Raw genomic sequence first — 22,454 nt, forward strand, 5'->3', positions numbered from 1 at the left:
GTCTCGGCCAGCCCGAGATACACCATGGTGCGACGCAGCGCTCCGGCCATATTGTCTCCTCGAATTCTTCGGCGGGGGGCGACGTGCATCGGCCCGCAGGTCGTCCGTCACAACGCTACCGCACCGCGGGCCGGGGCCCGAGAACATCCGATCCGATGCGCACGTGCGTGGCCCCCGCGAGCACCGCGGCCTCGAGGTCCCCGCTCATGCCCGCGGAGACGGCCCGGGCCTGTGGGTGCTCGCGCTGCAGCAGCTGGGAGATCTCCCACAGTCTCCCGAAGGCCTCTGAGGGATCCCCGTCCCGGGGCGCCACGGCCATCACGCCGCCGAGCGCGAGCCCCTCCGTCACCGCCACGGCGTCGGCCAGCGCGGGCAGGGCATCCGGATGAGCTCCCCCGCGGGCGCCGTCCCGGGAGGCCTCGGGATCGAGGTCCACCTGGAGCAGGCACGTGAGGTCGTGCTCCGCGCACGGCCCCGGGGTGACCTCCTCCGCGAGTACGGCCTCCCTGTGGTGGCGCACCGCCTTGCCCAGGGCCGTGACCAGCGACGGCCGGTCCACCGAGTGGACCCAGGACGCGTAGCGGACCACGCGCTTGGCCTTGTTCGACTGCAGCTGCCCCACGAAGTGCCACACCGGCGGCGTCACGGGCGGCTCGCAGTGGCCCAGCACCTCGGCCACCCTGGCGGCCTTCGGCCCGGCCTCCTGGTCCTTGTTCTCCCCCACCGCCCGAACTCCCAGCTCGCGCAGCCTCAGGACGTCCTCGGCGGGGAAGAACTTGGTGACCACCACGAGCGACGGCAGCTCGCCACCGTGGTCGTGCTGCTCGTCGCGATCCTGCGCGGCGGACAGGATCCGCTGGCGCACCGACGCCACACGCTGGGCGAGCTCCGCGGTGCGGTGCGCGCCACCGTCCTCGGTGACGCCGGGCGACGCAGTCGCCGCCTCTCCGGTCGTGGGTTCGTGGCTCATGCGGGCTCCTTCCTGGTGCGCGGCCACACGAGGCCGGCGAGGCGTCCGGGAGTCGCGTCCCGGCGGTACGAGTACAGCTGGTCGTGCTCGAGGGTGCACCATGCCCGCCGGTCCGCGCACGCGGGATCCACACGGACGCCGCGCGCCTCGAGCAGCGACCGGGCCGCCCCGGGCAGGTCGAGCCCGGGCGTGCCCCGCGCGGTGGTCGTGGTGATGCCGGGCAGGATTCGTTCGGCCGAGCGCGCCATCTCCCCCGGCACCTCGTAGCAGCGGCCGCACACGGCCGGTCCGATCCACGCGGTGAGCTGCTCGGCACCGTGCGCCCGCGCGGCCTCGACCGTGGCCTGCAGGACACCGTCCAGCAGGCCCTTCCGCCCCGCGTGCGCCACCGCGAGCACGGGAACGTCGTCGGGCTCCGCGCGAGAGCGGGTGCCCACGAGGACCACCGGGAGGCAGTCTGCGGTGAGGATTCCCAGGGGTGTGCCGTCCGCACTCACGGACGCGTCCGCCTCGGGGGCGCGGACGGGGGCGGCAGTGCCCGTCACGTCCGCGACCACGGTGCCGTGCACCTGTCGCACGTAGCGCACGGGCTCGCACCTCAGCGCGGTTTCCAGGGCACGACGCCGTTGGGCCACCCGCGCGACGTCGTCACCCGTGTGGGCCGCGAGATTGCCCTCGACCACGTCGGTGAAGGCCACGCCCACCCCGTGCTGCTCTGACTGGTACCACACGGCGTCCTCCTCGGAATCGCTCTGGGATGGTGTGCGGAAACGTGAACGGGGTGACCACCCGTGGGTGGTCACCCCGTTCACCGGACCGGTCCGGCCCCGCCCGCCGCGGCACGAGCCGCCGGCTGCACGGACCGGCCCCAGGTCATCCGCGGGTGCCGGGCACCCGCGGCATCACTTCAGGAAGTCCGGGAAGTCCAGGGAGTCCTTGCGGCTTGTGGAGTTCGAGGACGAGGGGGCGTCGGACTCCGCCGGCAGGTCCACGTCGAACCCGGCGTCGTCCGGGATGTCGTCGTCCTGGCCCTGGCGCGAGCCCAGACCGACCGCCGGCGCCCCGTAGGACGAACCGCCGCGCTGGGGCGAACGGCCCAGGCCGGAGGGCCGGGAGGCGTCGCCGCCGAAGGTGGCCTGGGTGCTCTCCGCCTGGCGCTGGGCCGGCGAGGAGTTGTTGGCGTTGGTCTCCTGGGAGACGGAGTCGAAGCCGGCGGCGATCACGGTGACGCGCGCCTGGTCGCCCAGGGCGTCGTCGATCACGGCACCGAAGATGATGTTCGCCTCGGGGTGGGCGACCTCCTGGACCAGACGGGCAGCCTCGTTGATCTCAAACAGACCGAGATCCGAACCACCCTGGATGGACAGCAGCACACCGTGCGCGCCGTCGATCGAGGCCTCCAGTAGCGGGGACGCGATCGCCAGCTCGGCGGCCTTCACGGCGCGGTCCTCGCCCTGGGCGGAGCCGATGCCCATAAGCGCGGAACCGGCGCCCTGCATCACGGACTTCACGTCCGCGAAGTCCAGGTTGATCAGGCCGGGGGTGGTGATCAGGTCGGTGATGCCCGAGACACCCGACAGCAGCACCTGGTCCGCGGACTTGAAGGCGTCCAGCATGGACACGTTGCGGTCCGAGATGGAGAGCAGACGGTCGTTGGGGATCACGATGAGCGTGTCCACCTCGTCCCGCAGGGTCTCGATGCCGTTCTCCGCCTGGTTGGAGCGACGACGACCCTCGAAGGTGAACGGGCGGGTGACCACGCCGATGGTCAGGGCGCCCAGGGAGCGCGCGATGCGCGCCACGACAGGAGCTCCGCCGGTGCCGGTGCCGCCGCCCTCGCCCGCGGTCACGAAGACCATGTCGGCGCCCTTGAGCACCTCCTGGATCTCCTCCTCGTGGTCCTCGGCGGCCTGGCGGCCCACGTCCGGATTGGCGCCGGCGCCGAGGCCGCGGGTCAGTTCGCGGCCGACGTCGAGCTTGACGTCCGCGTCCGACATCAGCAGGGCCTGGGCGTCCGTGTTGATGGCGATGAACTCGACGCCGCGCAGACCTTCCTCGATCATGCGGTTGACGGCGTTCACGCCGCCGCCGCCGATGCCGACCACCTTGATGACAGCCAAGTAGTTCTGGGGGGTTGAGGAGTCCATGTGCACCTAACTCGCGTGGGCTTGCGGGGATGGGAGAGCTGACGGGGAAAGTCTCAAGACTTACGTGAAACTCTGGGGAAGTGACCGCTCCCAGGGGAACGCCATTCCATTGCAGACCAGGATAACAACCCGGAAGGCTCTGTCCCTATCATGTTCCCACGTGTCACGGGGATGCGCCACATTTGCCCTGGTCACTCCTAGGTTTAAAGTCTCACTGCCAACTCCAGAAACTGCAGGCGAAACTCACTTCACCACGGGGTGCAGCGGTGCGGAGACGTCCACCACAGCGGATGTCGAGGCCGCCTCGGAGTTCATGAGGGTGGCCACCACCTGGGCCTTCACATCGCTGTCGCGCGCATCCCCCCACACCACCGTGGGACCGTCCTTCATGCTCAGTTCCACCGTGGACCCGGACGGGGCCGAGGCGCTCTCCAGACGGACGAGGACGTCCGCGGGGAGCGTGGCCAGCACCTCCGAGATCGCCTGGAACTGCGGCGTGCTCAGCACCTTGGTGCCCCCGGCCACGAGGGGGACGTCGGGACGGCGCTCGGCCGGGACGGAGCTCAGCGGCTTGCCCTCGGAGTCCACGAGCACCACCGAGGAGCCGTCCTCGACCGCCGCAACCCCCACGCGCTCGTGCAGCCGCACGGAGATGGTGTGCGGGGGCTGGAACGCCACGTCCACGGACTTGACCTGGGGGACGTCGCCCACGGAGTCCTTGACGTCCTGCTTGGAGATCCGGGTCATGGGCACGCCCTGGAACCCGGACAGCGCCTCCTCGACCTTCTGCGGATCGGTGAGCGTCGCGCCCTGCACGTCGATCGTGCGGGTGGCGAAGAGGGGCGAGAAGATCAGCACGAGGACCAGCGCGATCAGCGCCAGCAGGGAGACGAGCAGCGTGACCAGTCGTCGGCGCCGACGCCGCTGGTGCGCGCTGCGGGGCAGGCGGACCACCGTGGTGCCGTCCGGATCGTCCTCGCCTCCGGGGGCGTCCCCGATCTGACCGGCGCCCTCCTCCCGGGCCGCCCGACGCTTGGCGCGCCACGAGGAGAAGCGGCCGCCGGCCTCGGGCACGGCCTCGAGCTGACCGGTGTCCACGCGGGTCACCTTGGACTCGTCGTTGACCCGGACGAGGGAGAGCTCGTCCTGCTCGTTCGCCCCGGTACCTGCGGACGTGCCGCGCGCGGCGTCGTGCCCGGCGCTCCCCGCGGTGCCGGTGCCGCCCCCGGAGCGTCCCGCGGACGCGGGGCGCGGGTGGCTGCCGACCGCGGTCGAACCGGACCCCGGGGCGCGCACGGCGTCCCGCGGGGAAACCGGCGAGTCCCCGTCGTCGGATGCCCCGGCGCAGCCGTCGAAGGAGGGCTGGTGCGGCGGAACGGAGCGCGTCATCGGCGGTGTTCCAGGGCCTCGAGCACCCGCGGACCGAGAGCCGTGACGTCCCCGGCGCCGATCGTCATGACCACGTCACCGGGTTGCGCGCTCGCCACCACCGCGGCGATCGCCTCGTCGGCACCCGGGGTGGAGACCACCCGGTCGGTGCTCGTGTGCTCCACGATCGTGGCGCCCGTGATCCCGGGCTCCGGCTGCTCGCGGGCACCGAACACGTCGGTCACGCACGCGAGGTCCGCCTGTTCCAGGGCACGGCAGAACGGCTCCGCGAACTCGCGGGTCCTCGAGTACAGGTGGGGCTGGAAGATCGCGAGCACGCGGTGGTCCTGGGCCACGTCCCGAGCCGCACCGAGGGCCGCGAGAACTTCCGTGGGGTGGTGGGCGTAGTCGTCGAACACGCGCACGGACCCCACCTCTCCCTTCAGGTCGAAGCGCCGGGCGGAGCCGTGGAAGTCCGCGAGCCCGGCGAGCAGCCGGTCCGCGTCCGCGCCCGCGGCGAGGCCCGCGGCGAAGGCTGCGGCGGCGTCGGCCACGTTGTGCGCGCCGGGCACGGCGAGCATGAGCTCCTCGCTGCGGCGCTCACCGGCCACGGTGAACGCGAGCCGGCACGTGGAGCCGGTGCCGCGCGGGACGGGCTCGGAGAACACGACGTCCGCCGTGGCCGCGGCGCCGTACGTCACCACAGTGTGTCCCGCCGCACGACGCCGCGCGGCGAGGTTCGCGGCCCCGGGGTCGTCCGCGCACGCCACCAGGACGCCGCCGTCGCGGATGGTCGCCGAGAACTCGTTGAACGCGCGGAAGAACTCCTCCTGGCTGCCGTAGTGGTCCAGGTGGTCCGCCTCCACGTTGGTCACCACAGCGATCCGCGGGTGGTAGGCCAGGAAGGAGCCGTCCGACTCGTCGGCCTCCGCGACGAACCACTCCCCCGCGCCGAAGCCGGCGTTCGCCCCCAGATCGGCCACGTGGGCGCCGATGGCCCACGAGGGGTCGAGCCCCGCCGCGCGCAGGGCCACCGCCGTCATGGAGCTCGTGGTGGTCTTGCCGTGCGTGCCCGCCACGGCGATCACGTGGCGCCCGTGCATGGCGGCCGCGAGCGCCTGGGACCGGTGCAGCACCCGCAGGCCGAACTCGCGCGCGGCGGCCAGTTCGGGGTTCTCGTCCTTGATGGCGGTGGAGACCACCACCGTGTCCGCTGCCGCCACGTTCTGCGCGTCCTGGCCCACGAACACGTGCGCGCCGAGGGACTCAAGCTCCCGCAGCCCCGGGGAGTCCTTGGCGTCGGAGCCGCTCACGGCCACGTCCCGGGCCAGCAGCAGCCGTGCCACGGCGGACATTCCCGCGCCGCCCATGCCGATGAAGTGCACGCGGCCCAGGTCGCGGGGATCGAGCGGTTGCTGGCTGTTCACGGTGTTCTCCTGTGGGCGGTGGGAAGCGGGGGGGGATCAGCGCCGGGCGCTGTCGAGGGTCAGGCGGGCCATCACCTGGGCGGCGTCGCGCACGCCGTGGGCCGCGGAGGCGCGGGCCATGCGGTCCAGCCGAGCGGCGTCGGACACGAGCGGAGCCACGGTGTCGCGGTAGAACTGCGGCGTGAACTGGTCGTCGGCCACGATCTGCGCACCGCCGGCTGCCACGAGGGACCGGGCGTTGAGCTCCTGCTCGCCGTTGCCGATGGGCAGGGGGACGAACACGGCGGGCAGTCCCACGGCGGCGACCTCGCACACGGTGGCCGCGCCGGCGCGCGCCACGAGCAGGTCCGCGGCGGCGTACACCGACTCCATGCCGTCCACGAACTCGGTCTGCACGTAGTTCCTGGCGCGCAGTAGCTCGCCGTCCGGGGTGCGGACCTCCTTGGTCCGCCCGGTCACGTGCAGCAGCTGGTAGCCGTGCTCGCCGACCTCGCGCGCCACGGCCGCCACGGTGCGGTTCATGGACTGGGCACCGGAGGAGCCGCCCGTGACCACCACGGTGGGCAGGTCCGGCTGCAGTCCGAGGGCCACGCGCGCCCGGGACTTCTGGGCGGCCCGGTCCAGGGTGGCGATCTCCTCGCGCATGGGCATGCCCACCACGCGCGCTCCGCGCAGGGGCGTGTCCGGGAAGGCCGTGGCCACCACGGAGGCGAACCGGGCTCCCACCCGGTTGGCGAGTCCGGGCTTGGCGTTGGCCTCGTGGATCACCACGGGGATCCTGCGGCGGGCGGCCGCGAGGTACACGGGCGTGCAGACGTAGCCGCCCACCCCCACGACCACGGTGGCCTGCTGCGCGTCGAGGATGCGACCGGCCTGCGCCACGGCTGTGGCCATGCGCCGGGGAAGGCGCATGAGATCCACGGAGGGCCTGCGGGGCAGAGGAACGCGTTCGATGAGCTCCAGCTGCACGCCCGCCTCCGGGACCAGGCGGGTCTCCATGCCAGCGGCCGTGCCCACGGCGCACACCGTGGCGTCCGCCCTGGCCTCCTGGATGGCCCGTGCGATGGCCAGCAGCGGGCTGATGTGGCCCGCGGTGCCACCGCCCGCCAGCACCACGCGGGCCGAGCCCGCGCGCTGCTCCTCCGTGCCGGGTCCTGGTGTCGTGGTCATGCTCGGCCCCTTCCTGCTCGGCTGGTCAGTCGCTCGCGCCACGTGGGCCGCCCCTCGCGGACGTCCGGATCGAGCCCGCGCTCACGGGCCTCCTGCTCGTCCAGGATCTGCGCCTCGGCGGAGCCGCCCGTGGAACGCACCCGCACGGTGCGCGGCACCCTCGCGAAGGACATGACCACTCCCACGGCGGCCATGGTCATGAGGAGCGCGGATCCACCGTAGCTGATGAACGGCAGCGGGATCCCGATCACCGGCAGCAGCCCCGTGACCATGCCCATGTTCACGAACGCCTGCCCCACGATCCACGTGGTGATGCACGCGGTGGTGATGCGCACGAACGTGCTGCGGGTGCGGGTCAGGATCCGGGCCATGGCCACCACCATGATGACGAACAGCACCAGGATGATCATGGTGCCCACGAGCCCGAGCTCCTCGCCGATGATCGAGAAGATGTAGTCGTTGTGGGCCTCCGGCACGTAGTTGTACTTCAACCGGGACTGGCCCAGGCCCACTCCCCACCAGCCGCCGGTGGCCAGGGCGTTGAGCCCCTGCTCGGCCTGCCAGCACGCGTCCGTGGCCCCGCAGTCCCCGAAGAGCCACCCGGTGATGCGGTCCAGACGGTGCGGGGCGACGATCACCAGCAGCAGTCCGGCCCCCGCCGCGAGAACGCCGCCGGCGGCGAAGATCCTCAGCGGGGCCCCCGCGAACCACAGCGCGGCGGCGTAGATGAGGCAGAACACGATGGCGGTTCCGGCATCCCCGCCCAGCAGGACCATGGCCGTGGGGACGGCGAACGCCAGGAAGGACGGCCACATGGCCTTCCTCCAGTCCCCCTCGACCGCCCTGCCCTGGGCGGCGAGCACCGCCGCGAGCGCGAGACTCATGGCCAGCTTCGCGACCTCGGAGGGCTGGATCGACTGCCCGCCGAGAACCAGCCAGTTGCGGTTGCCGTTGACCTCACGCCCCAGGGGTGTGAAGACAAGAGCGGAGACCAGCACACTGAAGATCCATGCGGGCCATGCGGCCTTGCGGTACACGTGGGTGGGCACGAGGGACAGTCCGAACATGACGATCAGCCCCAGCACCCCGAACATCGCCTGCTTGGCGAAGAGGGAGTACGCGGAACGGGAGTCGGAGATGGACTCCACGGCGGACGCCGAGAGCACCATCATCACGCCGATGCCGGTCAGCAGGATCACGCAGCCGGCCAGCGCGTAGTAGGAGTGGTAGAGCGGGCCGTCCGTGAACTGGTGCCACAGCCGCCGCATCCTCGTGCTCAGGGCCGCGCCCTCGGCGGCGTCCGCGGGTGCCGGGCGTTCGGTGGTCGGTGCGCTCATCACAGCCCCAGTTCCTCGTGCACGCCGCGGATGAAGGCCTGGCCGCGCTGCGCGTAGTCCGCGAACTGGTCCATGGACGCTGCGGCGGGTGCCATCAGCACGGTGTCCCCGGGGGCGGCGATGCCGTGGGCCAGCCGGACGGCGTGGCGCATGACAGCAGGCCCGTCCGCGGGGTCGAGAGGTGCCTGGTCCGCGGCGGCGGATGCGTCCGCGACGGCCGCACCGGGGCTGCCCGGGGTGGCGTGGTGCACGGGGACCTCCGGCGCGAGCCGTGCGAGCGAGTCCAGCAGCCCGGCGTGGTCGGTGCCGATGACCACCACGGCCTTGAGGCGACCGGCGTTGCGCTCCACGAGGTCCTCGTAGCTCACGCCCTTGGAGAGTCCCCCGGCGATCCACACCACGGGGTCGAACGCGGAGAGGGAGGCCTGCGCGGCGTGCGGGTTGGTGGCCTTGGAGTCGTTGACCCAGCGCACGCCCTCGGACTCGAGCACCAGCTGGATGCGGTGCTCCCCGGGGTGGTGCGCCCGGAGACCGTCCCGCACCGCCTCCGGCTCCACCCCCGCGGCCCGGGCCAGTGCGGCCGCGGCCAGCGCGTTGGCCACGCCGTGGCGCGTGGGGAGGGGGCCGGTGTCGGAGACCGATCCCAGCTCGGCGGCGGTCTTCACACGGTCGGCCACGAACGCCCGGTCCACCAGGAGATCCTCCACGACCCCCACCATGGACAGCCCGGGGTGCTGCGTGGTGAAGCCCACCGCGCGGCAGCCCTCCACCACGTCCGCGGCCTCCACGAGTTCCTCGGCACCGGGCTGCTCGGCGTTGTACACGCAGGCCACCTGCGTGTTCTCGTACACGCGGGACTTGTCCGCGCGGTAGTTCTCGAAGCTGCCGTGCCAGTCCACGTGGTCCTCGGCCACGTTGAGAACGGCCGAGGCCAGCGGGGAGACCGAGTGCATCCAGTGCAGCTGGAAGCTGGAGAGCTCCACGGCCAGGACGTCGTACTCCACGGGATCGCGCAGCGCGTCCAGGATGGGCGTGCCCACGTTGCCCACGGCGATCGCCTTGAGCCCGGCGGCCTGCAGGATCGAGGCCGTCATCCCCACCGTGGTGGTCTTGCCGTTGGTCCCGGTGAGGCACAGCCACTGCGGGGTCTTGCGCCCCTGCCTGCGGTTCACGCGCCACGCGAGCTCCACGTCCCCCCAGATCTGGATGCCCTCCTCGCGCGCCGCCGTGAGCAGCGGGCTGGTGGGCCGGATCCCCGGGGACGTGACCACGAGGTCGGGGCGCTCCCCCGCCACGTCCGGCACGCGGGTCATGGCGTCCGGTCCCAGCACGACGTCGCTCGCCCCCACGATCTTCAGGGTGTCCGCGCTCTGCCGGTTGCGTTCGGTGTCCCCCGCGTCCACCACGGTGACCAGCGCGCCCAGCTCGATCAGGGTGTCCGCGGCGGCGAAGCCCGAGACGCCGATCCCGGCGACCACCACGCGCAGCCCCGCCCACGGGGCGTCCCAGCTGGTCAGCCCGGCGAGCCGGGGGTTCTCCAGGATCGGGTTGTCGTTGCTCGCGTGCATCATGACCGTGTCTGCCTCATCCTCGTGCGGAACGTGTGTGGTGGCGGTGGATCGTGGGGCGCCCGGGTGCCGAGCGGCGTCGTCAGTGCAGGCCCTCGGTGCCGGGGAACGCACCGCCGTTGAACAGCAGCCAGTCACCGTAGAACATGCCCAGGGCCGCCGCCACGAAGAGCCCGGCGATCACCCAGAACCGCACCACGATGGTGACCTCCTGCCAGCCCTTGAGCTCGAAGTGGTGCTGCAGCGGCGCCATCTTGAAGATCCGCTTGCCGTGGGAGAGCTTGAAGTAGCCCACCTGCAGGATCACAGACATCGTGATGACCACGAACAGACCCGCGATCAGCACGAGCAGCAGCTCGGTGCGGGAGAGCACCGCGAACGCGGCCAGCGCGCCGCCGAGGCCCAGGGAGCCGGTGTCCCCCATGAAGATCTTGGCGGGCGAGGTGTTCCACCACAGGAAGCCGATCAGCGACCCCACGAGGGCGGCCGCCACGAGGGAGAGGTCCATGGGGTCCCGCACCTCGTAGCACGCGGCCTGCGCCACGTTCTCGCACAGGTGGCCCGCCTGCCACAGCGTGATCAGCATGTAGCCGCTGAACACCAGGATGGACGCCCCCGTGGCGAGCCCGTCCAGACCGTCCGTGAGGTTGACCGCGTTGGTGGTGCCGGTGGCGATCAGGTTCACCCAGACCACGAACAGCAGCAGGCCGACGACCGGCCCCGCGAACGCGAGGTCGATCCCGGTGTCACGGGTCCAGGAGATCGCCGTGGAGGCCGGGGTGCTGCCCGCCTCGTCCGGGAAGAACAGCACGAGCACCGCGAACGCGCTGCCGATCGCGCCCTGCAGCACCATCTTCCCGGCAGGGGTCAGCCCCAGGTTCTGCTTCTGGGAGATCTTCTTGTAGTCGTCCAGGAACCCCACGAGCCCCATGCCAAGCATGAGGGCGAGCGCGAGGACGCCGGAGAGCGTGATGCCACCGTTGGCGGGCCAGATCATGACGCTGATCAGGTGGGTCACCAGGTACGCGGCCACGACCGAGAGCAGGATGGCCACGCCGCCCATCGTGGGTGTGCCGCGCTTGGTCTGGTGCGAGGTGGGGCCGTCGTCACGGATGTACTGGCCGTAGCCGTGCCGTGCCAGGACCTTGATGAGCAGGGGCGTCCCGAAGATCGAGAAGACGAGACCGAGTCCCGCGGCCATGAGCAGTTGAATCATCGGGCTCAGCCCTCCTGGTCGTTCGAGTCGGAGCCGCGCCGGGCGATGCGGTCGCCCAGGTGGTGGAGACCAGCGGCGTTGGAGGACTTCAGCAGCACGATGTCCCCGGGGCACAGCACGGCCTCGAGGTGCTCCTGCGCGGCCTCGGCGTCAGGGACCCACGCCGCCTCCTCGCCCCAGGACCCCTCGAGCGTTGCCGCGGTGAACACGGGCCGGGCGAGGTCTCCCACGGCGACCACGTGCGAGATGTTGAGACGCACGAGCAGCTGCCCGAGGTCCGCGTGGGCGGCGATGGACTCGTCACCGAGCTCGTGCATCCCGCCGATGACCGCGATCGTGCGCCGCGGTGGGTGCTCGGCGTCGCCCCGGCCCAGCTGGGCGAGGGTCTGCAGCGCGGCCTTCATGGACTGCGGGTTGGCGTTGTAGGCGTCGTTGACCACGGTCACGCCGTCCGGCCGTTCGGTGCGCTCCATGCGCCACCGCGAACGGGGCCCCCGGCCCTCCAGCCCGGCGGCGATGCGCGCGGGCTCCACCCCGGCCGCGCAGGCCACCGAGGCGGCCGCGAGCAGGTTGCTCACGTGGTGCACGCCGATCAGCTGCGAGCGCACCGGGAAGGCCGAGCCGTCCGGGAAGTGCAGCGTGAAGGACGGGCAGCCGTCCGCGCCCGTGGTGACGTCCTCGGCCCACACGCGCGGGTCCGGGTGGGCGGGGTCGCGCGGCTCGGGTCCCTCTCCGAAGGACAGGACGCGCGCCGCGGTGCGCTCGCGCATGGCCCGCACGCGGGCGTCGTCGTCGTTGAGCACGGCCGTGCCCTCGGGCGTGAGGGCCTCGACCATCTCGCCCTTGGCGCGGGCGATGTTCTCGACTCCGCCGAACTCCCCCGCGTGCGCGGAGCCGACGCACAGCACCGCGCCCACGTCCGGGCGCACCATGTCGCACAGGTAGCGGATGTTGCCGATGTGGGTGGCGCCCATCTCGATCACGAGGTACTCGGTGTCCTCCGTGGCGGTGAACACCGTGAGGGGGACACCCACCTCGCCGTTGTAGGAGTTGCGCGGGGCCACGGTGGGGCCCTCCGCGCCGAAGATCCCGTGCAGCAGGTCCTTGGTGGTGGTCTTGCCCACCGACCCCGTGACGGCCACGACCGTGACCGGGTGCTCGGCCCGCAGCAGCTGCACCACGCGGCTCGCCAGCGCGCCCATGGCCAGGACCACGTCCTCGACCACCACGCACGGGTACGGGCTGCCGGACTCGTCCAGGACCTCGCGCTCGGTGAGGTGCAGCACGGCTCCGGCCGCCGCGGCCTGCGGCACGAAGCGGTGACCGTCCGTGGTCTCCCCCGGCTTGGCGACGAACAGCGTGCCGGGTGCAACCTCGCGCGAGTCGGCGGTCACGGACGTGACGGTCACGGAGTCGGGGTCCGGGACACCGGCGAGCCGGCCGTTCACGGCCTCCGCGATCCGGGCGGCGGAGATGGCGATCATTTCTGCTCCTCTGAGTGCGTCTGCAGGGCGGCAAGCGCCTCCCGCAGCTCCACGCGGTCGTCCAGGGGGACGTCCACGCCGTCGACGTCCTGCACGGTCTCGTGGCCCCTGCCGGCCACGATGACCGAGTCCTCGGGCCGGGCCATGCGCACCGCGGTGCGGATGGCGGTGGCACGCGGTTCGATGACCAGCACCTCGGAGGCGCGGGCCCCCGCGGCCACGGCCTCGCGGGCACCCGCGGCCACCTGCTCGCGGATCGGGCCGGGATCCTCCCCGTGGGGGTCGTCGTCCGTGACGATCACCACGTCCGCCTCCTCGGCGGCCACGCGGCCCATGACAGGGCGCTTGGTGGTGTCGCGCTCCCCCGTGGCGCCGAACACGACGATCACGCGGCCGTCCTCGGGGTCCACCGAGCGCAGCGCACGCACCAGGGCGTCCGGGTTGTGGGCGAAGTCCACGAGGGAGGTGGGCCGGGTCCCCACGAGCTCCATGCGACCGGGCACGCTCGCGGTGAGCGGGTCGTGCTCGTCCAGGGCGCGCTGCAGGGTGTCGAGCGCCACGCCGGAGTCCAGCACCATGAGCACCGCGAGCGCCGCGTTGGCCACGTTGAAGTCACCCGGCAGGCCGGTGTGCACGCGCAGCTCACGGCCATCCCGGTGCCGCAGCACGAACGACGTGCCGATGCCCCGGCTGGTCAGCGAGCTCAGGGTCCAGTCCGCCGCGTCCGTCTCGGGACCCCCGTGGTCGCTGCCCCGCAGGGCCACGGTGCTCACGTTCTGCGCCCCGAGGTTCTCCCGGGCCCGGCGCGCCATGGCCGCGCCCCACGGGTCGTCCTCGGACAGCACGACGACGGCGCGCCGGGTCCGCTGCGCCGTGAACAGCTGGGCCTTGGCCTCGAAGTACTCCGCCATGGAGCCGTGCAGGTCCAGGTGGTCCTGGGTGAGGTTGGTGAACCCCGCAACGTCGTAGCGCACCCCGTCCACGCGGTGGAACTCGAGCGCGTGCGAGGAGACCTCCATGGCGGTGGCCGTGATACCCCGTTCCCGCATCAGCGCCAGCAGGCTGTGGACGTGGGGGGCCTCCGGGGTGGTGAGCTGCGACGGGATGGGGGTGTCCCCGGCGAGGATCTCGATGGTCCCGATCAGCCCCGTGGTGTGCCCCAGGGCGCGCAGGACGGAGGTGGTGAAGTAGGTGGTGGTCGTCTTGCCGTTGGTCCCGGTCACCGCGAACAGTTTCTGGGCCGCGCCGTCCTCCGGCTGGGAGCCGTACACGGCCGCGGCCACGGAGCCGACCCACTGACGGGGCTCGGGGCTCACGAGCACCGGCAGCTCCACGCCGGTCCGCGAGAGCTCCGCCGCTCCGTCCGGATCCGTGAGCACGGCCACCGCACCGGCCGCGGCGGCGTCGGACGCGAAGCGGGCACCGTGGACGCGGGCACCGGGCAGAGCCGCGTAGAGGTCACCGGGCTGCACCTCCCGGGAGTTCAGCACCACGCCCGTGACGGAGCCCGGACGGCCCGTGGCCACCGGCACCAGCCGGGCGCCCGTGAGCCGGGCGACGTCCTCGACCGTGTGCGGGACGGGATGGGACGGACGCACGCTCTGCGCATCCGATCCCTCGCGGGCAGAAGCCACCATGAATACCTCTTCGAACCTGTCTGCGGACGTGCCCCGTCCACCCGGGCCGGTGTCTCACCGGTGATTGCTCGTGCGTTGTCGCTCTGAGTCCGCAGTTTATCCCTGGGACTCGTCCCTGCCCGGCTGAGGCCAGGTCTGCTCGAGCGCGTTGGTGGGTGTCACGTCCTTCTTGATGTTCTCCGGCACCTGCATGTCCAGCTCCGGCGCCTTGGTGGTGGAGGGCGCCACGTTGTAGTGGTGAAGCACCTGGGACATGATCTGGGAGAACGTGGACGTCACGCCCACGGTGTGGACGTCGCCCTGCGGCCGCTGCATGGTGACGCCCACGAGGTACTGCGGGTCCTCCATGGGTGCCACTCCCACGAAAGACGTGGTGAAGCCGTCGTAGCCGCCCTTCTCGCTGGGGGCTTCCGCGGTGCCGGTCTTGCCGCCCACGCGGTAGCCGGGAACGGCGGCGTCCTTGGCGCCGCCCTGGGTGACCACGTTCTCCATCACGTCCAGGGTCTGCTGGGCCGCGGTCTCCGAGATCACCTGCTTCGGGGCGGGGCTCTCGGGCGTGGTGACCGTGCCGTCCGGGGCCGTGGTGGACTCCACGATCCGCGGCTCGATCTGCTTCCCGCCGTTGGCCACCGCCTGGAAGATCGAGGCCGTGCGCAGCGGTGTCTGGGACACCCCCTGTCCGAACAGCACCGTGTACTCCTGGCGGGCATCCCACTGTGCGGCCGGGGTCAGGATGCCCGTGGACTCGCCGGGCAGCTCGATGCCGGTGGCCGAGCCCACCCCGAATTCCTCGAGGTTGTCGTGGCGGGTCTCCTTGTCCATCTTGGAGCCCATGATCACGGTTCCCGTGTTCATGGAGTCCGCAATGATGCCCGCGGCGGTGCGGTTCTGCGTGCCGTGGTCGAACGCGTCCGTGATCTTCTCGGAGCCGATCTGCAGGTACGGCGGCACGGTGATCTCGGTCTCCGGCGCCACGATCCCCCGGTCCAGGGCGCCCGCGAGCGTGGCGATCTTCTCCGTGGACCCGGGCTCGACGGCCTGGGTCACAGCGCGCGCGGAGAGGTCCTCCGCGTCCGCCTTGCCCGGCACGTTCGGGTCCACCGAGGACGAGTCCGCGAGCGCCAGCACCTTGCCGGTCTTCACATCCATGACCACGGCCGTGCCCCACTCGGCCTTGAGCTCCTTGGTGCGTTCGCGCACGGCCTGCTCCGCGAAGAACTGGACGTCGCTGTCCAGGGACAGCTGGACGTCCGAACCGTCCTGCGCGGCCTTCTGCTCCTGCGGCGCCACCGGGATGCGCACCCCGTCGCCGGAGATCTCGAACTGGCGTTCTCCGTCCGTGCCCCGCAGCAGCTCGTCCTGGGTCTGCTCGATGCCGCCGAGGGCCTGTCCCTCACTACCCAGGAAGCCCACCACGGACCCGCCCAGGGAACCGTTCGGGTAGCTGCGCTGGAAGGTGGGCTGGCCGTAGATGTAGGGCAGGTTCAGCTCGCGCAGGGCGTTGTACTGCTCGGGGGTGACCCCGCGCGCCACGTAGTTGAAGGTCTTGTCGCCGTCCAGGGCGTTCTTGACGTCCGAGTCCTTCATCCCCAGCGCGTCGGCGATCTTGTAGACCGCCTGGGTGGGCGTCACCGTCTCCACGGTGCCGTCCTTGTTCGGAACCGCCACGTCCGTGACCGCGGTCTGGTCCACCGTGATGTCGTAGCGCTGCAGCGTGCGGGCCAGCACGGTGCCGCTCGTGTCCGTGATCTCGCCCCGCACTGCGGGAACGGGCTCCACCATGGTGCGCTGCTGCGCGGCCGTCTCGGCACGGCCCGTGGGGTCCAGGCCCTGCACCCAGAAGAGCCGACCGGCCACGAGCAGCAGCAGCGCCAGCAGGAGGGCGATCCCCACCTGGGTGCGCGTGTAGGGCCTGAGCAGGCGGTTCCTGCGCGCGGGTGCTGGTGACACGGTCTTCCTCGATTCCTGGACGCCTGCGTGGTGCGGCTACCTCCGACGGGTGCTGGTTCCGGTCCGCCGGGCGGACCGACGGGTCATTGACCGGGCGCGCGCTGCGACGGCGCGGGGATGGAACCGCCGTTGAGGTCCCGCGCCTCCTCGGCCTTGCGGTCGGCCTCACGCTGGGCGGTCTTCTTCTCCGCCTCCTCCTTGGCGCGCTTCTCCGCACGCTCCTCCGCGGCCGCGCGGTTCTTCTCGGCGGCGTCGGAGCCCTTCATCTCCGCGGGCGGGACGAGGATGTCCTGGGAGTCCTTCTTCTCCGCCGGTGCGGACGGCGGTGTGACGTCACCGGTGTCCACGTTGATGCTGCCCACGTCCTGGGCCGGCACCATGCCGAGGTCGTTCGCGCGGGCGGCGAGGTTCTGCGGCGCGGAGTTGGCCTCGATGTCCTGCGTGAGCGCCTCGTTCTCCTGCGACAGCGCCCGCTCCTGCCCGGTGAGCTCGGTCAGCTGGTACTGCCCCTGCGTGATCTGGACGTTCAGCAGCAGGATGCCCACGAGTGCCGCGGCCAGTGCGAGCGCGCACATCACCACCGTGGACACACGGCTGCGGCGGGGCACGCGCCGTGGCACCACCGACAGCGGCTGCCGCTGCGCGTCACCCGGGGACTCCGGGGCCGACGCCGCGCGGTCCGGTCCTCGGCTCATCGCGTCCCCCCTGGTGTCGTGGTTTCCCGCAGGCGCTCCGCCGCCCGGAGCCGGGCGGACGCGGCGCGCGGGTTGCCCGCCGTCTCGTCCTCGTGGGCCCGCTCGGCCCCGCGCGTGACGACCTTCAGCACCGGCTGGTGCTCCGGCAGCTCCACGGGGAAGCCCCGGGGTGCCGTGGAACGCGCACCGCGAGCGAACTCCTGCTTGACGATTCTGTCCTCCAGGGAGTGGTAGCTCATGGCGACGACACGCCCTCCCACCCTGACAGTTTCCACGGCCGCGGGGATCGCCCGCTCCAGGACGTCCAGCTCCTCGTTGACCTCGATGCGCAGCGCCTGGAACGTCTGCTTGGCGGGGTGCCCCTTCTTGTGCTGCGCGGCGGCGGGAACGGCGGAGCGCACCACCTCCACGAGCTGGGCGGTGGTGTCCAGCGGTGCCTGCGTCCGGGCGGCCACGATCGCGCGCGCGATCCGCGGCGCGAAGCGGTCCTCACCCCACCGGTAGATGATGTCCCGCAGCTCATCCTCGGAGTACTCGTTGACCACCGTGCGGGCCGTGAGCTCGGCCCGGGAGTCCATGCGCATGTCGAGTGGCGCGTCGAAGGAGTAGGCGAAGCCGCGGTCGCGCTCGTCCAGCTGGAGGGAGGAGACTCCCAGGTCGAAGAGGATCCCGTCCACCCGCTCCACGCCCGCCAGCGCGGCGGCGTCGGCAATGTGGTCGTACGTGGTGTGGATGCTCGTGAAGCGGTCCCCGAACCGCTCGAGGCGCCGTCCGGCGAGCCGCAGCGCCTGCGGGTCCCGGTCGATGCCCACCACCCTGGCGCGCGGGAAACGGTCGAGGATCGCCTCGGTGTGCCCGCCCATCCCGAGGGTCGCGTCGACGACCACAGGGCTCGGGGACTCCAGTGCCGGGGCGAGGAGGTCGAGGCAGCGGTGCAGCATCACGGGAACGTGCCGCTGCTCGGCGGGCGCCTCTTCCATGCCGGGCTCCTGGTCTGTTGCTGGTGGTGCTGGGGGGTGGGTCGAGGACCCTGTGCCATGGTACGGGCCGTGACCGCCCGCCGACGCGGCCGAGGAACCTGCCGGTGACGTCGCACCGCACACTGACGTCACAGCCCAGTGACATCACCGCCCAGTGGCGGCTCGGATCGGGCGGCGCACCCGGCGATCCTGGCCCTCCGATTCGTCTCCGGGCGCGGCGGCCCCGCGGGCCGGCCACCCGGTCACCAGATCCCCATCCGCCGCTCGCCCCTCGAATCCGGCCTGGCTCGGGGGAAGTCGAGTCAGGACGGTGACGTGGGCGGCTGGAGATCTCATGACCGGGAACGCACCGGCGAGGCACCGGGCCGGGACCTCAGAAGAGTCCGGGGATGACCTCGTCCTCGGTCTCGGAGAATGCCGCTTCCTTCTCCGAGAGGTACTGCTGCCAGGCGGCCGCATCCCAGATCTCGGCGCGGCTGCCCGCCCCGATCACCGCCAGTTCCCGGTCCAGGCCCGCGTAGGAGCGCAGGGACGCGGGAATGGTGATGCGACCTTGCTTGTCCGGAACCTCGTCCGAGGCTCCGGAGAGAAAAACGCGGATGTAGTCCCTGGCCTGCTTGGACGACAGCGGCGCCGCCCGCATCTGTTCGTGGACCCTGGCGAACTCCTCCGCGCTGAACACGTACAGGCATCGCTCCTGTCCGCGCGTCAGCACGAGTCCGTCCGCCAGTTCAGCCCTGAACTTGGCCGGGAGGATGAGCCGTGCCTTGTCGTCGAGACGCGGTTCGTATGTTCCGAGAAACATCGCCACCGCCTCCGCCTCAGGGCCAGCCCGACCCCCGCTTCTCTACCGCCCTCCACTTTACTCCACTCCACTCCCCGGTCAATGCAGAACGCTCCACAATGCCTCTCCGGGCAGCCCGATCCAGGGTCTGCGGGCCCCTCGAGAGGAGGCGCAACCGGGCCCTGTCCTGGGGCGGGGGCGGTGGTGCCGCGGGAGCGGAGACAGAAGAACTCCCCGGCGACACGCCGGGGAGTTCGAGGAAGATCGGAGCCGCGAGGGCCTCTGGCGGGCCGGTCAGAGCCCGCCCTGGTTGCGCCTGTCCCACTTCTCCTCAAGACCCTGGAGGAAAGTGGAGGACTTCTTCGGGGCGGGTCCGGAGCCCCCCGGGGTGGTGCCCGTGGACGACGCCGCGCCCGCGGGAGCCTTGCTGCGGAGGGTGGCCACGTACGTGCCGCCGGCCATGACCACGAAGCCGAGCACTCCCACCACGATCAGCTGCGTGGACACCCCGGCGAGGAGGACGCCGAGTCCCACCACCGCGAGCACGACCCCCAGCACGACGTTGCGCATGGAGCCCCGCCCCCGCACCGTCTCGGTGTGCATGCTGGATGCGAAGCGGGGGTCGTCTTCGTGCAGCTGCTTCTCGAGCTGGGCGAGAAGCTGCTGTTCGTGCTCGGAGAGAGGCACGATTCCTCCTGTGGGGTTGAGAGAGTGAGGCGGTGGCCGTGGGACCGTCCCTCACGTACCGTCCAGAATATCCCGTGGCGGGGCGTTTGGCACCGTGGGATCCATCAGTTTCGCTGGACGCACGACCCCCGGCCCGAACCTGTGGTGCACCCGGTCCATGGCCTCCTCTGCCGCTCCCCACTCCCCCTCGCGGCCGTCCAGGCTGAGCTGGAGGGCGTGGCCGGATCCCACGAGCTTCTCGGACCTGACACCTATCAGCCGCACCGCCTGCGGGCGCGGCCCCAGTGCTTCGAGCAGACCGGCGGCCTCCGTGTAGAGGTCGTGGGCGGAGGCCACCGGGTGGCCCAGGGTGCGCGAGCGGGTGATCGTGGTGAAGTCCGCGTACCGCAGCTTGAGCCCCACCCGTCCCGTGAGCAGCCCGTGGCGTCTCAGCCGGGCCGCCGTGTCGTGGCTCAGCCCGAGCAGGACGCGCTTGAGCTGGGCGGTGTCCGCCACGTCCGTCTGGAACGTGCGTTCGGCACCCAGGCTCTTCTCCTCCCGCGCGGGTGTCACGGGGCGCGGGTCGTGGCCGAGGGCGAGCTGCTGCAGGTGTGAGCCCGCGGCCACCCCCACGAGGGCGTGCAGCCGCGGCAGCGGGGTGTCCGCGATGTCCCCCACCGTGGCGAGTCCCGCCGCGTGAAGGGTCTCGGACGTGCGCCTGCCCACGCCCCACAGCCGCTCCACCGGCAGGTGGGCGAGGAACGCCCGGGTGTGCTCCGGGGCCACCACGAGCAGCCCGTCCGGCTTGCAGTGCGCCGAGGCGATCTTGGCCACCGTCTTGTTCTCTCCGATCCCCACGGACGCGGTGAGCCCGGTCCGCTCGTGGATGGTGCGCCGCAGCCGCCGGGCGATCTCCACGGGTGGCCCGCAGCGGCGGATGGCGCCCGAGACGTCCACGAACGCCTCGTCCACGCTCAGCTGCTCCACCCGGTCCGTCACGGAGCGGAAGATGTCCATCACGATCGCCGAGTAGTGGGCGTAGGCCTCCCGGTGGGGTTCCAGCAGCACTGCCGAGGGGCACCTGGCCCGCGCCTGGGAGACCGGCATGGCGGAGTGCACCCCGTACTCGCGGGCCTCGTAGGAGGCCGAGAGCACCACGGAGCGCGGCCCGGAACCCGCGACGATCACTGGGCGGCCGCGGTGCTGCGGTGCGGTGAGCAGCTCGACCCCCACGTAGAACATGTCCATGTCCACGTGGAGGATCGCGCAGCGCCGGTACTCCTCCAGCTGCTGCGGGCTCGGACCGCCCATCGCGTGCGCCTCCCGTCTCCGCTCCTCCGGGACGGACCCGGAGATCCCCGCCGAGTCGGGGCCGGGACGGAGCCCAGCATAGGGTTCGGCTCCGACACGCTGAACGGAGCCCGTGACGTGCGGCTAGGCTGGGCGGGCCGGTCCGCGGACCCCGCGGGCGAGCCCGGCCCGCGTGGCCCGGCACACGCCACCCCTCCCAGCAAAGGTGCCCCGGAATGACCTCCACGGACGATCCCGCCGCCACTGCCGCCGCGCAGGACGCCCAGTTCACCGCCCGGCTCGACACCGCCATCCGCGAGTTCTTCGCCGCCGAGCGGGAACGGGTCACCGCCATCTCCCCCGACGCCACGCGCCTGGTGGCGGCCATCGCCGACCTCACGGACGGCGGCAAGCGGCTGCGCGCGCGACTGTGCCACTGGGGCTGGTGCGCCGCGGGCGGGGAGGCGGGCAGCGACGTCGTGGTGGCCGCGGCGGCATCCCTCGAACTGTTCCAGACGGCGGCGCTGATCCACGACGACGTCCTGGACCGCTCGGACACCCGCCGCGGCAGGCCGAGCGTCCACAGGGTCTTCGAGGCCGTCCACCGCGAGGCCGGCTGGGCCGCGGATCCCGAGCACTTCGGCGTCGGTGCCGCCGTGCTCACCGGGGACATGAGTCTGTCCTTCGCGGAGCAGCTCTTCGCCGAGGCCGCCGCAGGTGTGGCCCCTGCGGCGGGGGCCGCGGCGCGGCACATCTTCTCGAGCATGCGCACCGAGGTGATGGCCGGGCAGTACCTCGACATCCACGCGGAGGTCGCCCCGCCGTCGCACGACGCCGCGGTGCAGCTCGAGCGCGCCATGACGGTGCTGCGCTACAAGTCCGCCAAGTACTCGGTGGAGCACCCCGTGGCCATCGGTGCCGCCCTGGCCGGTGCGGACGACGAGTTCCTGGCCGCGTGCGCCGCGTTCACCCTTCCCCTGGGAGAGGCGTTCCAGCTGCGCGACGACGTCCTGGGTGTGTTCGGCGACCCGGAGACCACGGGCAAACCCGCGGGGGACGACATCAGGGAGGGCAAGCGCACCGCGCTGATCGCGCTCTGCTCCGCCGGGTGCTCCCCCGCGCAGCGGCAGTGGCTCGAATCGGTGCTGGGCAGCGAACGGCTCACCGAGGAGGACGTGGCGCGGGTGCGTGACCTCATGCGCTCCAGCGGCGCCCACGAGCGCTCCGAGCAGCTCATCGCGGACCTCGTGGCGTCCTCGGACGCGGCGTTGGCGGTGCTGCCCACCGGCGAGGTGCCCCGCGCGGGACTGCGGGCGCTGGCGGACGCGGCGGTGCGCCGCACACGCTGAGTCACCCCGGAGCAGGGGCCGCGAGCCCCGCGCCGCGGGCGGGGTCCGGGCACGCCGCGGGCCGGCGCCCTCCGCTGTTCTCAGTCGGCCCGGTTCACCAGCCGAGCGCCTGTGCCCGGCGCCGCACCTCGGTCTTCTGACCGCGGCGCAGCGCGTCGATCGGGCGGCCAGGGAGGGACTCGTCCTCGGTGAACAGCCAGCGGATGGCCTGCGCATCCGTGTAGGCCGCGTCACGCAGCACCGCCACCGTGCCCTTGAGGGAGTCCACGGGGTGCGAGCCGTCCATGAACGCCGCGGGCGGGGTCCGGGCACGCCGCGGGCCGGCGCCCTCCGCTGTTCTCAGTCGGCCCGGTTCACCAGCCGAGCGCCTGTGCCCGGCGCCGCACCTCGGTCTTCTGACCGCGGCGCAGCGCGTC

The 22,454-nt window shown here is 72.1% G+C and carries 19 protein-coding genes and 1 pseudogene; 1 reads left to right on the forward strand and 19 read right to left on the reverse strand.

Features of this window, described 5'->3' with window-relative positions:
• Positions 1-115: 115 nt before the first annotated feature.
• The 17 genes from D9R02_RS06535 to dinB all read right to left on the reverse strand — a co-directional run bounded on the left by D9R02_RS06535 (position 116) and on the right by dinB (position 20,710).
• The gene (locus tag D9R02_RS06535) at positions 116-970 is read right to left on the reverse strand and encodes a YggS family pyridoxal phosphate enzyme (RefSeq protein ID WP_121566583.1); all 855 of its coding nucleotides are present in this window, start codon (positions 968-970) and stop codon (positions 116-118) included.
• Positions 967-1,701 carry a purine nucleoside phosphorylase YfiH/LACC1 family protein gene (locus D9R02_RS06540; RefSeq protein WP_121566584.1) on the reverse strand — a complete coding sequence of 245 codons (735 nt, stop codon included), beginning with the start codon at positions 1,699-1,701 and terminating at the stop codon, positions 967-969. The genes D9R02_RS06535 and D9R02_RS06540 overlap by 4 nt, the downstream gene beginning before the upstream one ends.
• Positions 1,702-1,872: 171 nt before the next feature.
• Positions 1,873-3,117 carry a cell division protein FtsZ gene (gene ftsZ / locus D9R02_RS06545; protein ID WP_121566585.1) on the reverse strand — a complete coding sequence of 415 codons (1,245 nt, stop codon included), beginning with the start codon at positions 3,115-3,117 and terminating at the stop codon, positions 1,873-1,875.
• A gap of 243 nt (positions 3,118-3,360) precedes the next feature.
• Entirely contained in the window at positions 3,361-4,506 is a 1,146-nt protein-coding gene (locus tag D9R02_RS06550; protein WP_121566586.1) for a cell division protein FtsQ/DivIB, read from the reverse strand.
• On the reverse strand, positions 4,503-5,912 hold the full coding sequence (gene murC, locus D9R02_RS06555) for a UDP-N-acetylmuramate--L-alanine ligase (RefSeq protein ID WP_121566587.1): 1,410 nt from the start codon (positions 5,910-5,912) through the stop codon (positions 4,503-4,505). Before murC ends, D9R02_RS06550 begins: the two co-directional genes overlap by 4 nt.
• Positions 5,913-5,948: 36 nt before the next feature.
• Complete coding sequence (gene murG / locus D9R02_RS06560) at positions 5,949-7,082, reverse strand: undecaprenyldiphospho-muramoylpentapeptide beta-N-acetylglucosaminyltransferase (RefSeq protein ID WP_121566588.1); 1,134 nt, start codon at positions 7,080-7,082, stop codon at positions 5,949-5,951.
• On the reverse strand, positions 7,079-8,419 hold the full coding sequence (ftsW, locus tag D9R02_RS06565) for a putative lipid II flippase FtsW (protein WP_070636515.1): 1,341 nt from the start codon (positions 8,417-8,419) through the stop codon (positions 7,079-7,081). The genes murG and ftsW overlap by 4 nt, the downstream gene beginning before the upstream one ends.
• Positions 8,419-9,990 carry a UDP-N-acetylmuramoyl-L-alanine--D-glutamate ligase gene (gene murD, locus D9R02_RS06570; protein ID WP_183085958.1) on the reverse strand — a complete coding sequence of 524 codons (1,572 nt, stop codon included), beginning with the start codon at positions 9,988-9,990 and terminating at the stop codon, positions 8,419-8,421. Before murD ends, ftsW begins: the two co-directional genes overlap by 1 nt.
• 79 nt (positions 9,991-10,069) lie before the next feature.
• Positions 10,070-11,203: a phospho-N-acetylmuramoyl-pentapeptide-transferase gene (gene mraY / locus D9R02_RS06575; protein WP_121566589.1), complete on the reverse strand. Its 1,134-nt coding sequence runs from the start codon at positions 11,201-11,203 to the stop codon at positions 10,070-10,072.
• Between the two features lie 5 nt (positions 11,204-11,208).
• Positions 11,209-12,687, reverse strand: coding sequence for a UDP-N-acetylmuramoyl-tripeptide--D-alanyl-D-alanine ligase (locus D9R02_RS06580; RefSeq protein ID WP_121566590.1), 1,479 nt, complete (start codon positions 12,685-12,687; stop codon positions 11,209-11,211).
• Entirely contained in the window at positions 12,684-14,324 is a 1,641-nt protein-coding gene (locus D9R02_RS06585; RefSeq protein WP_102613884.1) for a UDP-N-acetylmuramoyl-L-alanyl-D-glutamate--2,6-diaminopimelate ligase, read from the reverse strand. Before D9R02_RS06585 ends, D9R02_RS06580 begins: the two co-directional genes overlap by 4 nt.
• A 96-nt stretch (positions 14,325-14,420) precedes the next feature.
• Entirely contained in the window at positions 14,421-16,274 is a 1,854-nt protein-coding gene (locus tag D9R02_RS06590) for a peptidoglycan D,D-transpeptidase FtsI family protein (RefSeq protein ID WP_183085959.1), read from the reverse strand.
• 83 nt (positions 16,275-16,357) lie between these two features.
• On the reverse strand, positions 16,358-16,969 hold the full coding sequence (ftsL, locus tag D9R02_RS06595; RefSeq protein ID WP_070636528.1) for a cell division protein FtsL: 612 nt from the start codon (positions 16,967-16,969) through the stop codon (positions 16,358-16,360).
• Entirely contained in the window at positions 16,966-17,949 is a 984-nt protein-coding gene (gene rsmH, locus D9R02_RS06600) for a 16S rRNA (cytosine(1402)-N(4))-methyltransferase RsmH (RefSeq protein ID WP_039100803.1), read from the reverse strand. The genes ftsL and rsmH overlap by 4 nt, the downstream gene beginning before the upstream one ends.
• A 373-nt stretch (positions 17,950-18,322) precedes the next feature.
• A complete protein-coding gene (mraZ, locus tag D9R02_RS06605; protein WP_019310746.1) occupies positions 18,323-18,754 on the reverse strand; it encodes a division/cell wall cluster transcriptional repressor MraZ in 432 nt (143 codons plus the stop codon).
• Between the two features lie 273 nt (positions 18,755-19,027).
• Positions 19,028-19,420, reverse strand: coding sequence for an SCO2097 family morphological protein (locus D9R02_RS06610; RefSeq protein WP_019310747.1), 393 nt, complete (start codon positions 19,418-19,420; stop codon positions 19,028-19,030).
• A gap of 51 nt (positions 19,421-19,471) precedes the next feature.
• Entirely contained in the window at positions 19,472-20,710 is a 1,239-nt protein-coding gene (gene dinB, locus D9R02_RS06615; RefSeq protein WP_121566592.1) for a DNA polymerase IV, read from the reverse strand.
• Between the two features lie 215 nt (positions 20,711-20,925).
• Between dinB and D9R02_RS06620 the strand changes: the two genes are divergently transcribed.
• On the forward strand, positions 20,926-22,038 hold the full coding sequence (locus D9R02_RS06620; protein ID WP_121566593.1) for a polyprenyl synthetase family protein: 1,113 nt from the start codon (positions 20,926-20,928) through the stop codon (positions 22,036-22,038).
• Between the two features lie 94 nt (positions 22,039-22,132).
• On the opposite strand, the pseudogene D9R02_RS06625 reads toward D9R02_RS06620, so the two are convergent.
• Positions 22,133-22,351, reverse strand: a pseudogene (locus D9R02_RS06625) (Rv2175c family DNA-binding protein); the annotation flags it as partial.
• Positions 22,352-22,391: 40 nt separating this feature from the next.
• Positions 22,392-22,454 (reverse strand): Rv2175c family DNA-binding protein (locus D9R02_RS12365; RefSeq protein WP_369007867.1); only part of this gene is annotated, 63 nt, incomplete at its 5' end.

The organism is Kocuria rhizophila (genome assembly GCF_003667225.1).
Taxonomy (GTDB): domain Bacteria; phylum Actinomycetota; class Actinomycetes; order Actinomycetales; family Micrococcaceae; genus Kocuria; species Kocuria rhizophila.